Raw genomic sequence first — 14,751 nt, 5'->3', positions numbered from 1 at the left:
ACAAGTACAGAAACAGATGCCGATGGCAATAAAGTTGTTCACTTCAGTGATGGCAAATCAGTAACTATTCCAAAAGGAGACAAAGGTGCTGATGGTAAAGATGGACAAAATGGTCAAGACGGACATGATGGAACATCAGTAGATATCGCGAAAACTGAAGTTAATGAAGCAGGCGACACAATTGTAACGTTTACCGATGGTAAGACAATCACAATACCAAAAGGAGCTCAGGGTGACAAAGGTGCCGACGGTAAAGACGGTCGAGACGGTCAAGATGGAACATCAATTGGCATTACGAATATCGAAACAGATAACGATGGAAACAAAGTCGTTCACTTCACAGATGGTAAAGTTATGACAATTCCAAAAGGCGCCGACGGAAAAGATGGTCAAGATGGAACATCAGTTACAATCACTAGCACAGAAACAGATGGTGATGGTAATAAAGTTGTTCATTTCAGTGATGGCAAATCAGTAACTATTCCAAAAGGTGCTAAAGGTGAAAACGGTCAAGATGGTACGTCAATTACAATCACAAACACAGAAAAAGATAATGATGGTAATACAGTTATCCACTTCAACGACGGAAAAACAGTGACGATCCCTAAGGGAGATAAAGGCGACCGTGGTGACAATGGTCAAGATGGCCACGACGGTGCATCAATCGGTATCGTAAACATTGAAACAGATAGCGATGGCAATAAAGTAGTTCACTTTACTGATGGTAAAACTATGACTGTTCCAAAAGGTAACAAAGGTGAAGACGGCACATCAGTCGGTATCGTGAAAACAGAAGTCAATGAAGCAGGCGACACAGTCGTAACATTCACAGACGGCAAAACAATCACAATACCAAAAGGCGCAAAAGGCGACAAAGGTGAAGATGGCACATCAATCACTATTACAAGTACAGAAACAGATAAAGATGGTAATACTGTCCTCCACTTTAATGATGGAAAAACAATCACAATTCCAAAAGGTGATCGCGGTGACAATGGTCGTGACGGAAAAGATGGCACATCAATTGGTATCGTAAACATCGAAACAGATGGTGATGGCAATAAAGTGGTGCACTTCACTGATGGTAAAATCATGACAGTTCCAAAAGGTGATAAAGGTGGAGAAGGTACATCAGTCGGTATTGCGAAGACAGAAGTCAATGAAACAGGCGACACAGTCGTAACGTTTACAGACGGCAAAACAATCACAATACCAAAAGGCTCTAAAGGTGACAAAGGCGATAAAGGTGACCGTGGTGACAATGGCCGTGATGGAAAAGATGGTCAATCAATTACAATTGTTAATCAAAAAGTTACCCCTGATGGTAATACTGTCATCGAATTTAGTGATGGTCACTCAGTTACAATTCCTAAAGGTCAAGATGGCCATTCAGTTACAGTAAAAGAAACTCATAAAGATAAAGACGGTAACACTGTCGTAATCTTTAGTGATGATAGTTCTATTACTATTGAAAAAGGCCAAGATGGTCACGACGGAAAAGACGGTCGAGATGGTAGAGATGGCCGCGACGGACGTGACGGTAGAGATGGTCAAAACGGCCAAAATGGCAACAACGGTTATAACGGTCAAAATGGCAATAATGGAAACAATGGAATCAACGGCACTAATGGTCGAGATGGAAAAGACGGCCAATCAATTACAATTGTAGGCCAAAGAATAACATCTGATGGTAGCACAATCATCGAATTTAGTGACGGACACTCAGTCACAATTCCTAAAGGCCAAGATGGTCACTCAGTTACTGTGAAAGAAAGCCACAAAGATAAAGATGGTAATACCGTTGTAACCTTCAGTGATGGTAATACAATTACTATTGAAAAAGGTCAAGACGGTAAAGATGGAAAGTCAATTACTATTACAAGTCAAAGAATTACGAAAGACGGTAATACCGTAATTGAATTTAGTGATGGTAATAGCGTTACAATTCCAAAAGGTCAAGATGGTCACTCAGTGACAGTAAAAGAAATTCAAAAAGATAATAATGGTAATACAGTCATTATCTTTAGTGATGATAAAAAAGTGGTAATTGATAATCAAACACCAGCACCACCACACGAAACTCATACGCCACAAAATATCGTAAACCATTATTATATTGATAATCATAGAAATACAAATATATTCTTAGCTGACGGTAGACAAATCAAAGTACCTTGCATGGGTAATAATGCAGCAACGATTAACTATTATTACATGGACAAGGATGGTAATATCAATATTGACTTTAACAACCATCCAAGCATTGTAATCCCAAGAAAGCCAATTGAAGTGACACATATCAACCATAATTACTATGATCATAATTTCAATTACAACTATGGTTATAACAACCCACCACATGTTAACCATGGTTATAACGGTCAACAACACTTTAATTATGGTTACAATAATCAACAGCATTTCAATGGATATTCTAATCAACAAATGCATTATGACTATAATCACCAATCACACTTTGACAGATATTATGGCAACGACCATCGTCAATTTGTAGATCATTATGAATTCAATCATTATGGTCATAACGGTGATAATTACTCAGACAGATATAATCATGTTTCATCATATGAAAATATGACTACACAAGGTCAAGGCTACACTATGACAGAAGCTATGAATCAATATCGTTCTGTGATAGCTAAACGCTATGCTTTACCTAATACAGGTCAATCTGATGAACTATCATTAGAATATTTATTATTACTTGTTGGTAGTTTATTGTTGTTAAAAGGCAGTCGCAAACAGCAAACTAAATAATCTAACTATGCTAGATTAAAGATATTAAGCGTTCCTTTTCTGAATGGAAAAGGGGGCGCTTATTTTAATAATGAAAGTCATTTCAAAATGTGAATATTGTTTCATCCTGTCGTGGGTATCTTCAACCTATAGACTATGAACTATATAATGAATGAGAATATAACATAGTGCATAAGGGGGAACGAATATGGTTAAAGCAATTGCTGTAGATATGGATGGGACATTTTTAGATTCAAACAAAGCCTATGATAAAGCACGATTTGACAGAATTTTTCAAGAATTAAAGTCACGACATATTGAATTTATCGCTGCTAGTGGTAATCAATTTTCAAAACTGAAATCTATTTTTGGAGAAAGAGATATGTTCTTTATTTCTGAAAATGGGGCAGTTATTTATCATGGAACAGAATTATATAATTATCGTAGTTTTAATAAAAAGGACTATAAAGAAATAGTAGATTATTTAAACATTGATAGAAAAATTGATGAATTTATAGTGTGTGGGTTAAAAAGTGCCTATATTTTAAAAGATACAAGCGAAGCATTTAAAAAAGATGCGCATTTCTATTATCATCAACTAGAAGAAATTGATTCGTTCCAACCGTTGCCAGAAGATGAATACGTGAAGATTGCGCTTAATATTAATCGTGACACACATTCAACACTCGATACTGATTTAGAAGAAAAGTTTAGCGAGACTATTAAACTTGTTTCAAGTGGGCATAATAGTATTGATATTATCATGCCGAATATGACAAAAGGCCAGGCGCTTACTCGATTATTAGAAGAGTGGGGAATGCCAACTTCTGAACTTATGGCATTTGGAGATGCGAACAATGATAAAGATATGTTGGAATTAGCAGAATATAGTTATGTAATGGCAAACAGTCAAGATCAATCGCTATTTGAGATTGCAAAAGCAGTCGCACCAAGCAATGACGAACAAGGTGTCTTACAAATTATCGAACAAGAAGTATTGAAATAGTAGTATTGTTGGCAACTTTCCTAAGAATATAAAAAAGGATGAAATCTTCTCAAATAGAGATTTCATCCTTTTTAATTATATGATTACTATCTTAGTTTAATTGAGTGTCACATTTACCTGTATTGATAACAGATAATGCAGCGTTTAATCCACCTTCAACTAAGTTTCTTACAGCTTCATCTGAGAAGAATGCAATGTGTGGTGTTACTAAGATATTTTCATTTTCAATTAATTCTAATAATGTTTTATCTTCGATTTCTTTATTAGTCCAGTCATATGTGAAGTAAGCTGCTTCATTTTCATAAGTATCGATAGCAGCACCTAATAAAGTACCGTTGTTAACTGCTTTAATTAATTCAGGTGTATCGATAACAGCACCACGTGCAGCGTTAACTAATACAGCGCCTTTTTTAACTTTAGAGAACATGTCAGCATCGAATAAATGGAAGCTTTCTTTGTTTGCAGGTACGTGTAATGAAATGATGTCAGCATCAGCAATTGCTTCTTCAACTGAATCTTTATATTCTAAGAAATCTAATGAATTATTAGGGTATGCATCATAACCTACTACTTTAGCACCGAAACCAGCATAGATTTTACCAGTTGCAGCACCGATACGACCAGTACCGATAATTGCTACAGTCATGTTTTTAATAGGTGTAGACATAATTGGTGCAGCCCATTTGAAATTATGTTCTTGAACGCGTTTTTCAATTGCAGGGAATTTACGAACTAATTGTAAAGCAATTGATACTGAATATTCAGCAATCGTTTCTGGAGAGTAACTTGGTACGTTAGAAATAATGATGCCGTGTTTTTTAGCAAGTTTTAAATCGTACATATCGAAACCTGCAGTACGTTGAGCTATTTGTTTAATGCCATATTCTTCAAGTTTAGGATATACAGATTCTGCTAATTTACCAAATTGCATTGTAGTAACGCCATCGAAACCTTTAGCCATATCTACTGTATCTTCGCTTAAAATTTCTTCAGTCGTAACAACTTCTATATTGTTAGCTTTCCCCCAATTTAAAGCGTCATTTTTTTCGTAATCACGAGTTCCGTAAAACATAATTTTTGTCATTATATTAACCCCATTTCAATTTGTATAAAATATTAATAAATAAGTAAGTAAGACAGAAGTTACATATAGAAATGAATATTTATAATTAGAATAATGGTTGGAAACATCTCTATTACTTAACTCATAGATATATTATATTGTGAATTTATTCACAATTCAATAGATAAATATAAATTTCTTTTTAAAATGATAAAAAATCCACATAAAATTGTTATTTTTCATCAATTTTTTTCGGCACCGAAAATGTAAGCGTATAACTTTTGGCAAATGAATTTATCATTTATAATCTAACTATTACATACTTAGGAGGTATATGTCATGACTGAGATGCAAGATACGATTATTAAAGCATTTAATTTTAGACATGCAACAAAAGAATTTGATGCCCAAAAGAAAATAAGTGAATCAGATTTTAATACAATTTTAGAAACTGGACGTTTATCACCAAGCTCATTAGGTTTAGAACCTTGGCGTTTTATCGTCGTTGAGAACGAAGCGTTAAAAGATAAATTAAAACCTTATAGTTGGGGTGCACAAAAGCAATTAGATAGTGCGAGTCATTTCGTGATTATTCTTGCTCGTAAAAATGTGACTGCATCATCAGAATACGTGCAACATATTATTCGTGGTATTAAGAAATATGAAGAAAGTACTATCCCAGCCGTAGAAGACAAATTTAATAATTTCCAAACAAACTTCCATATTAACGACAGTGAAAGAACATTATTGGACTGGGCTAGTAAACAAACTTACATCGCATTGACTAACATGATGACATCAGCAGCATTGCTCGGCATTGATTCATGTCCAATGGAAGGTTTCGACTTAGATAAAGTGACAGAAATTTTAGCAGAAGAAGACGTAGTGGATACAGAACACTTTGCGCCATCAGTGATGGTTGCATTCGGCTATCGTAAGAACGAACCTAAAGATAAAGTTCGCCAACCAGCTGAAGACGTCATCGAATGGATTAAATAAATATAGATAAGACTACTATTAGAAGTGTTGCACTGACTATTAGTAGTCTTTTTGTTATAGGTTTTAAATCTTGAAAATGTGGAATTAAATATAAGCAAGTTATTTTATATCTCAAGTAATAAAAGGTAAAATAACTTTAGTTGTAGTAAACGCTTACATCTAATCGATGTAATAGATATAGAACAATTGCAAAAGGCTTCATAAATCTTATATAAAGGATGATGAACTATGGCAAAAGTAAATGTTAGAGATTTTATAGATGAAAAATACGGATTATTTATTAATGGTGATTTCCAAGCAAGTGAAAGTGGAGACACATTAACAGTAACAAACCCAGCTAACGGCGAAGATTTAGCAGAAGTAGCTAAAGCATCAAAATCTGATGTCGACAAAGCCGTTCAAGCTGCACATAATGCATTCGACGACTGGAGCAAAATTTCCAAAGAAGAACGTGCGGATTATTTATTAGAAATTAGCCGTCGTATTCACGAAAAAGCAGAACACTTCGCAACTGTTGAATCATTACAAAATGGTAAACCATATCGTGAAACGTCTACAATCGACGTACCATTAGCAGCAAGCCACTTTAAATACTTTGCAAGTGTATTAACAACTGACGAAGGTACAGTTAACCAAATCGATGATAATACAATGAGCTTAGTAGTTAATGAACCAATTGGCGTTGTAGGTGCCGTAGTTGCATGGAACTTCCCACTTCTACTAGCATCATGGAAATTAGCGCCAGCATTAGCAGCTGGTAACACTGTTGTTATTCAACCATCATCATCTACACCATTATCATTAATTGAACTTGCGAAAATTTTCCAAGAAGTTTTACCTAAAGGTGTAGTGAATATCCTAACAGGTAAAGGTTCTGAATCAGGTGACGCTATCTTCAATCACGAAGGCGTAAATAAATTATCATTCACTGGTTCAACTGACGTTGGTTATGGCGTAGCTAAAGCAGGTGCAGAACGTATCGTACCAACTACATTAGAACTTGGTGGTAAGAGTGCAAACATTATCTTCGACGATGCTAACTTAGATCAAGTTGTTGAAGGTGCTCAATTAGGTATCTTATTCAACCAAGGTGAAGTATGTAGTGCAGGTTCACGTTTATTAGTTCAATCTTCTATTTATGACACAGTAATGCCTAAACTAAAAGAAGCATTTGAAAATATTAAAGTCGGCGATCCATTTGACGAAGACGTTAAAATGAGTGCGCAAACTGGACCTGAACAACTTGAAAAAATCGAAAGCTACGTAAAACTTGCAGAAGAAGATAGTTCAGCTAATATTCTAACTGGTGGCCACCGTATTACTGACAACGGTCGCGACAAAGGTTATTTCTTTGAACCAACAATTATCGAATTAAAAGATAATAGTCATAAATTAGCACAAGAAGAAATCTTCGGACCAGTACTAGTCGTAGAAAAATTTGAAGATGAAGACGAAGCAATTAAAATTGCGAACGACTCAGAATACGGTTTAGCAGGCGGTATCTTTACTACTAATATTAACCGTGCACTAAATGTTGCTAAAGCAATGAAAACAGGTCGTATCTGGATTAACACTTACAACCAATTCCCAGCTGGCGCACCATTTGGCGGTTATAAAAAATCAGGTATCGGTCGTGAAATCTACAAAGATACAATTAAAAACTATCAACAATCTAAAAATATCTTCATAGATACAAGCAATGAAACAAAAGGTTTATACTAATAAACAATAAACCATTAAGATTAAGAAACTAACTTATATTCTTAAATAAAGAAAACGGTCATTTCTATTGGACTTCAATAGAGATGACCGTTTTTATATACATATAAAATATAAACTATTTATTCTTTAGATTCGATGTAACCCATAGCGTTATCTTTATTAGCTAGGGAAGATTGAACTTGTTTCCAACTATCATGTTCAATATCTAATAAATGACGGAAATAAGCCCATGTGACTTCTTGAATCAATCTCACACGTTCAGGATTTTCATCAGTAGTTTCTTTTACTTCATAACCTGCGATACCGCCTAATGAATGTTCAGCGCCATAAAGTGTTAATAGACTTTTAGGCCCTGGACTTAAATGGTACGGTTCCATCATCCACTCTGGACCTTGTACTGTAAGTGGATTGTGGTCTTGATCACCTGCGATAACAAGTGCTGGTTTAGACATATTAGAAAATGAAGGATTTAAAAATGAGAAATTTTCTTTTGCAAATTCTGTAAGATTATCGCCACCTTCACCGGCAGTTGCGATTAAAATACCGCCCTTAACTCTTGAATCAGATAAATCTTCTCTCTTTTGAGTGTTTAAATCTAATACTTGTAAACCTAGTAAGTTACCGGCAGTTTGACCACCAAATGAATGACCAGCTGTCGCTATTTTAGAACGATCAAGGTGATAATGGTCGCCTGGAAGGTAATCTTCAATTGTATCTAATTGGTCTAAAATAAGTTTCATATCTTGAACTCTATGTTTCCAAATATAAGGTTGGCGTGGATCGTCTGAATCTAAGTTAACAGTTCTAGAATCTAGGAACGTTGGTCGAATGACAACAAAACCATGTCTTGCCCAGAAATCAGCAAGTGGGCCATAACCATCTAAAGAAGATCCGAACCCATGCGCGAATAAGATAACCGGCGCATTATTCCAATCCATAGGCGCCGTTATTTTTAGAATGGCATCTGTATTACGATTTGAATCATGAAGTTTAATTGTTTTTATTGAAATAATAGTGTTTTCTTTATTTAAATCTATATTTGTAATCGTCAATGTAATTCTCCTTTGTAAAATGAGTTCAACTAAATGAAGCGGAGTTACTAACGCTAGATAAGATATATCTTGATTGAAAGTAATTCATGCTCCATCAATTGAATCATCAAATTAATTTGATTGAAAGACTATTGTAAACGGCAATTCAAGATAGTGAAATCAAACTGCTCATTACTAAATTATTAATGATATAACGTTAAATCCCCGCCATTATTTGTGTTAATGGAGGGGGATATATCATTTGATTAGATGAAAGTTAGCCTGGCACGACGCTAGTATCACTATGAACAGTTACGTCGAAACCTTCTGGTGATGTTAAATGAGTTTCTTCCATATCTGGTTTATAAATATCAAAATGTGCTAAGCCATAAGTGTGTTCATTGTCTGTTCTTACTTCACTAGACTGCCAAGTGTTTGTGGCAATGTGATGATGATATTTTTCAGTAGACATGAATAAAGCTTGTGGGTAATTAGAAATATGTTCTAAACCAATTTGTTCAATATAAAAGTCACGTGCTTGTCCTAAATCATGTGTTTTAAGGTGTAAGTGATCAATCATGCCATCTTCAGGCCAACCTTGCCAGCCTTCTTCTGTGCGTTGATCGATTAAGTCATCCGCATCCACTTCTAGGGTATCCATTTTGACGTAATTACCATCCCATTGCCAGTCTTCGTTTGGACGGTCTTGATAGACTTCAATGCCATTGCCTTCAGGATCAGCTAAATATAATGCTTCACTAACTAAGTGATCGCCACCACCAACACGTATATTTAAGCGACTTGCATGATATAAGAAGTTCGCTAAATCAGCTCGTGTAGGTAAAAGATAGGCAATATGGAAGAGACCAGCTTCTCTGAACCCTTGACGGCGTCCGTCAGCTAAGTAGTTTAAAGTTAATGTATGTCCATGTGCACCGATATTAAATACAGTGTGTTGATCATCTTGTTCTTTAATTGAAAAGCCTAAAATATTTGAGTAAAACTGTGTCATTTTATTTAAATCTTCAACGTTTAATGTAATGTTAGTAACTTGTGTAGCTTTAGTAGTATGAAATGCATTCATAGTAAAGTGCCTCCTAAGATGAAACTTCATCTTTATCTATTATTTATATTAAGTATAATAAATATACTACTATGATAAAAAATAAGCAAGCACATTGTTTAGGAAGTTAAAAAAGAAGTTGAGATATCAATACAACCGATTAATAAAATATGACAATATACAATAGATTAAGATATAAGTTTCTATAAGAAGAGTAAGTTAAATCGCGTTAGATTTTAGTATTTAATTTTTAATTGTAAAATAACATATAAATAACGGAGTATTGTTGGCGAGACTCCTGAGAGAATAGGATGAGAGTCGAGACCGCGGCTCGACCCATCTCCTCGGAACGCGAACCCACAATACGGAGTATCGACATAAAATATTGATAAAGAAAAAGACGTAGAGACGACTCATAATTGAATCACCTCTACGCCTATATTCGGAAAATTCTTCCTAAGTTTGATTAACCAAAGTATACGTCTTGGTAATCTTTATTTTTCTCTAATACATCTTTCGCAAATGGACAAGATGCGATAATTTTCAAGTTGTTTTTACGTGCATGTTCAACAACTGCTTCTACTAATTTTTTACCTAAACCTTGACCACCTAATTCGTCAGCTACACCAGTATGATCAATATCAATTTCATTATTATCCACTTGTTTGAAAGTGATTACTGCTTGTGCGTTATTTTCATCTTCGCCAACGTAAAATTTGTTATTACCTTGTTTAATTTCTTCAGCCATGAAAATTCACTCCTTAATAATGTCATAGTATTATGTATCACTTTTCCGGAAAATTAAAACATTGCATAAAAATTATATTAAATTATAAATAATATCGAAGTTAATCTACCTATAGATATTGCAATTCTAGGGTAGAATAGATATAGTTGAGAACGAAATTATTACGCTCTGGAGGGCTCGTTGTGAAAAAGTTGGTCTATATCGTACTAGTCGTGTGTGTAAGTGTCGCCTTAACGGCATGTAGTTCAGGACACTATACACATAATGAGAAAGATAAAATAACTACTAAAAATAAACTTAATATTTATACTACCGTTTTCGCCTTTGAAAGCTTTACGAAGCAAATTGGCGGTAAATATGTGAATGTAGATACAATTTATCCTCCAGGCGCAGATACACATACGTACGAGCCTTCGCAAAGAGATATGATTAATATCGCGAAAAGTGATTTGTTTATCTACTCAAGTGATGACTTAGATTCAGTCGCTAAAAAGATTACAAAATCTATGAACAATGATGATATGAAATTAGCGGTAGCTGAGGGGTTGAATCATGATGAACTATTAGAAGAAGACCATGACCACGATGAACACGAACATGAGCATCATAGTCACGAAGAAGAAAGTCATGACCCACATGTATGGCTAGATCCAGTGTTAGATAAACAAATGAGCGAGAAAATTAAAAATGATTTAGTAAAAAGAGACCCTGACCATAAAGCGTATTATGAACAGAATTATAAAAAACTAGATAAAGATTTAACAGATTTAGATAAAAAGTTAAAACAAATCACAGCTAATCCAAAACGTGATAAAGTAGTGATTTCACATGATTCATTAGGCTATTTAGCGCATCGTTATCACTTCGAACAAGAGGGCGTCAGTGGTATGAATAATGAAGAACCTAGCCAGAAAGATATTCTAGCGTTAGTTAAAAATATTAATGATACGAAACAACCGTACATCTTATACGAACAAAATATCACTTCAAAAATCACGGATATAATACGTGATGAAACCAATGCGGAACCTGTGAGCTTTAATAATTTATCAGTATTATCTAAATCACAAGCGAATGATGAGTCGCTTACATTCCAATCTGTTATGAAGAAAAATATTCAATCTCTCGACAAAGCCTTAAATAAATAAGAAGCGGCACAACCATTTAGTGCGAGTCCAATCCTATAAACTCCTATGCAAACCAAAATATGGCCATAAAAAATCCCTTACTCCAACTTAATGGAATAAGGGATTTAAGTTTTTATATTTAAAATGTCATTATGAGAACAACTACTTTACCATCTAATATAACTTACTGTTGTATTGTAATATTCTTCAAAGCCATGGATGCCGTCTGCGCCTCCAAGACCAGATTCTCTCCAACCTGCGTGATAGCCATTAACGACTTCTTCAGCTTCGCAATTGGCGTAAACTTCGCCAAATTTTAAACGTTCAGTTGCCGTCATCATTTCTTGTAGGTTATCAGAGAAGATATATGAAGATAATCCTGCATTGGTATCGTTAGCAGCTTCAATGGCTTCATCAAAGTCACTGTACGTTGTGATGGCTAAGACTGGACCAAATATTTCTTCTTTAAACGCTCGGTCATCTGTTTTAACATTGTCTAAAATCGTCGGCGCATAGAAGAAACCTGGACGATCTAATTTATGACCACCTAATACCAACTTAGCACCATTGTTCACTGCTTCTTGTACTTTATCATCAATGCTGTCTAATTGTTGTTGGTTAATAATAGCGCCGTAATCTGTATTGTTATCAAATGGATCGCCTGCTTGAAGGTCGCTCATACGTTGTTTTACTTTTTCAATCCATTGATCATGCACATCTTTATGAACGAAGATACGTTCAGGACACGTACATACTTGGCCGGCGTTGTTAATACGAGCAGTCACAATATAATCAACTGCTTTATCTAAATCGGCATGAGGGGTAATTAATACTGGCGCATTACCGCCTAATTCTAGATTCACTTTCTTCACAGTATCCGCCGCATGTTGGTACACTGATTTACCGGCACGCATACTGCCAGTTAAAGAAATCATTTGAATATCTTTATGACTAGCAAGTTGAGTACCTACCGTTTCGCCTGTACCTGGCAAGATTTGAACTAAGCCTGCTGGAATCGTTGACGCACGGAAGAGTTCTGCTAATCTCAATGTAAGTAGAGTCGTTTCTTCACTTGGTTTAATTACCACAGAACAACCAGTCACTAGCGCCGGAATCACTTTACGCATTAATACCATTATCGGCGCATTCCACGGTACAATGCCTGCCGTTACTCCAATTGGTTTTTTCGTTAGTTGAATTGTTTCATTTGAGACACTATTTTGTAAGACTTCGCCTTTATTACTCATGCTTAGGCTTGTCATATAATCGATAAATTGAACGGCTTTATCAATTTCACCTTCTGCCTGAGCGAGCGTTTTACCTTGCTCTTTTACATATAAATTGGCTAACTCGTCTTTATTCTGTTCCAATAATGGAATTAATAATTTAACATGTTCAGCACGTGTTGGAGCAGGGACTTGTTCCCACTCACGTTGCGCATGCTTAGATTTTTCTATCGCTTCGTTTACTTCTTCTTCAGTCGCAAATGTAATGGTATCAATTGTTTCACCCGTAGCTGGATTGATAACGTCCATTGTTTCGTTAGATTTGCTTGCTACAAATTCATTGTTAATAAATAATTGATTGGTCATTTGTGACACCTCCATGAATAGTATTCCCTGAAAGTCTTGCTTTCATTCTTATTTTTGAAAAGGGGGCCCACACATGCAGACGATTAGGGACTTCATTTTCAAGAAAAATAGACTAAATCAAAACGTTGACGCTTATATCAACAAAGTGTATAATTTATCTCGAAATCGAAATAATATAAAGTGGGTGACATAATGGATAGAACACAATATTCCTTAAACGCATTTATAGGATTAAATCGTTCATTAGATACATTGGAAAAAATTGTAAAACAAGATGTTCAAAATTATGGACTAAATGTCACTGAATTTGCGGTATTAGAATTACTGTACAACAAAGGACCACAACCTATACAACGCATTAGAGAAAGAGTACTCATCGCAAGTAGTAGTATTTCGTATGTGGTCACGCAACTTGAGGAAAAGGGCTGGATTATACGCGACAAAGATTCCTGCGACAAACGCGTCTATAATGCAACACTTACAGACAAAGGCCAACAATTTATGGCTAAAATATTTCCACAACACGCAGCCACATTAGAAGAAGCTTTCTCCGTCTTAACAGATGAGGAATTAACTACATTACAACAGGCATTCAAGAAACTAAGTGCACAAACGACTGACGTATAAGTCTGTGCGCTTATCTTTTTAAATATAATTATCTCGAAATCGAAATAATTAGTAAGCTTAAAAAATCAGGAGGTGCTAACGATGAAACCTATTACTCATATTCATCATATTTCTGCAATTGTCGGCGACGCGCAAGAAACGTACGATTTCTATACGAAGATATTGAAATTAACATTGATTAAACAGACGGTAAACTACGATGACACTAAAATATATCACTTATACTTTTCCAATCATAAAACCAATAGCGACATGGTATTAACATTCTTTAACTGGCCAAATCAATACAAAGGGCGCATAGGTGCAGGACAAATAGGGCGTCTAGCGTTTAGAATCCCAAAAGATAGCATGGCCGAGTGGGAAATGTACCTTAATGCGCAAGGAGTCAAAACACGTCAAACTCACACCTTCAATCAAGCAACACTTGAATTTGAAGATATCCATGGGTTAACACTTGCATTAGTAGAGAGTGAAGAAGAACGAGATACAAGCGACATTATGGGATTTCATGGCGTAACAATGTTATCAGCGAATCCTGAAGCAACAACAGGCTTGTTACAAGAGGATTTACAATTAGAATACGTGACAACAACTAAAGAGAATGTGCAATATCAAACTGTAGGCGAAGTACATCATCAAGTCATTGTTGAAAGTGTAGCACTTGAAAAACTTAGACGCTGGGGTGTGGGTATCTTCCATCATATTGCCTGGTCAGTCCCAAATGATGATGAACATGTCGCATGGCAACATCATTTTAGAAATAAGGGTTTGAACGTTACAGAGGTCAAAGAGCGCTTCTACTTCCACGCTATCTATATGAAAGAACCTGGGCATTTAGTCTTTGAATTTGCGACTGCAGGCCCTGGCTTTACGATTGACGAAGATATAGAAAGCCTAGGCAACCACTTACAACTGCCACCATTTTATGAAGAGCGACGTTACGAAATTGAATCACATTTAACACCCTTAAAATTAAATTAGATATAAGAAAATCTAGCACATCTCGATGCGCTAGA

At 35.4% G+C, this 14,751-nt stretch carries 11 protein-coding genes and 1 pseudogene; 7 read left to right on the top strand and 5 right to left on the bottom strand.

What is annotated here, in order from left to right; genetic code table 11:
• Both FH144_RS10265 and FH144_RS10260 read left to right on the top strand, forming a co-directional pair.
• Positions 1-2,778, top strand: a pseudogene (locus FH144_RS10265) (YSIRK signal domain/LPXTG anchor domain surface protein); the annotation flags it as partial.
• Positions 2,779-2,965: 187 nt separating this feature from the next.
• The gene (locus FH144_RS10260; protein WP_242315674.1) at positions 2,966-3,763 is read left to right on the top strand and encodes a Cof-type HAD-IIB family hydrolase; all 798 of its coding nucleotides are present in this window, start codon (positions 2,966-2,968) and stop codon (positions 3,761-3,763) included.
• Between the two features lie 91 nt (positions 3,764-3,854).
• Here the strand turns inward: FH144_RS10260 and FH144_RS10255 are convergent, their stop codons facing one another.
• Positions 3,855-4,847 (bottom strand): D-lactate dehydrogenase, encoded by a 993-nt coding sequence (locus tag FH144_RS10255; protein WP_242315672.1) that lies wholly within the window; start codon positions 4,845-4,847, stop codon positions 3,855-3,857.
• Between the two features lie 318 nt (positions 4,848-5,165).
• Between FH144_RS10255 and FH144_RS10250 the strand changes: the two genes are divergently transcribed.
• Together FH144_RS10250 and FH144_RS10245 are read left to right on the top strand one after the other, a co-directional pair.
• A complete protein-coding gene (locus FH144_RS10250) occupies positions 5,166-5,825 on the top strand; it encodes an NAD(P)H-dependent oxidoreductase (RefSeq protein ID WP_242315670.1) in 660 nt (219 codons plus the stop codon).
• A 228-nt stretch (positions 5,826-6,053) separates the two neighbouring features.
• Positions 6,054-7,547 carry an aldehyde dehydrogenase family protein gene (locus FH144_RS10245; RefSeq protein WP_242315668.1) on the top strand — a complete coding sequence of 498 codons (1,494 nt, stop codon included), beginning with the start codon at positions 6,054-6,056 and terminating at the stop codon, positions 7,545-7,547.
• Positions 7,548-7,666: 119 nt separating this feature from the next.
• Here the strand turns inward: FH144_RS10245 and FH144_RS10240 are convergent, their stop codons facing one another.
• The 3 genes from FH144_RS10240 to FH144_RS10230 form a co-directional block, all read right to left on the bottom strand.
• Entirely contained in the window at positions 7,667-8,599 is a 933-nt protein-coding gene (locus tag FH144_RS10240; protein ID WP_242315666.1) for an alpha/beta hydrolase family protein, read from the bottom strand.
• Positions 8,600-8,855: 256 nt separating this feature from the next.
• A complete protein-coding gene (locus FH144_RS10235) occupies positions 8,856-9,662 on the bottom strand; it encodes a VOC family protein (protein WP_242315664.1) in 807 nt (268 codons plus the stop codon).
• Positions 9,663-10,107: 445 nt separating this feature from the next.
• Positions 10,108-10,389: a GNAT family N-acetyltransferase gene (locus FH144_RS10230; RefSeq protein WP_107508018.1), complete on the bottom strand. Its 282-nt coding sequence runs from the start codon at positions 10,387-10,389 to the stop codon at positions 10,108-10,110.
• Positions 10,390-10,571: 182 nt separating this feature from the next.
• Between FH144_RS10230 and FH144_RS10225 the strand changes: the two genes are divergently transcribed.
• Complete coding sequence (locus FH144_RS10225; protein ID WP_242315662.1) at positions 10,572-11,537, top strand: metal ABC transporter solute-binding protein, Zn/Mn family; 966 nt, start codon at positions 10,572-10,574, stop codon at positions 11,535-11,537.
• Between the two features lie 146 nt (positions 11,538-11,683).
• Here the strand turns inward: FH144_RS10225 and aldA are convergent, their stop codons facing one another.
• Positions 11,684-13,108, bottom strand: a complete 1,425-nt coding sequence (gene aldA / locus FH144_RS10220; protein WP_242315660.1) for an aldehyde dehydrogenase — start codon at positions 13,106-13,108, stop codon at positions 11,684-11,686.
• Positions 13,109-13,300: 192 nt separating this feature from the next.
• On the opposite strand from aldA, the gene mhqR reads away from it, so the two are divergent.
• A complete protein-coding gene (gene mhqR / locus FH144_RS10215; RefSeq protein WP_242315658.1) occupies positions 13,301-13,735 on the top strand; it encodes a MarR family transcriptional regulator MhqR in 435 nt (144 codons plus the stop codon).
• 81 nt (positions 13,736-13,816) lie between these two features.
• Positions 13,817-14,716 carry a VOC family protein gene (locus FH144_RS10210; protein ID WP_242315656.1) on the top strand — a complete coding sequence of 300 codons (900 nt, stop codon included), beginning with the start codon at positions 13,817-13,819 and terminating at the stop codon, positions 14,714-14,716.
• Positions 14,717-14,751: the final 35 nt, after the last annotated feature.

The sequence above is a fragment of the Staphylococcus sp. acrmy genome, assembly GCF_022690565.1.
In the GTDB taxonomy this organism is placed as follows: domain Bacteria; phylum Bacillota; class Bacilli; order Staphylococcales; family Staphylococcaceae; genus Staphylococcus; species Staphylococcus caledonicus.
This window is presented reverse-complemented; position numbering and strand designations above follow the sequence as displayed.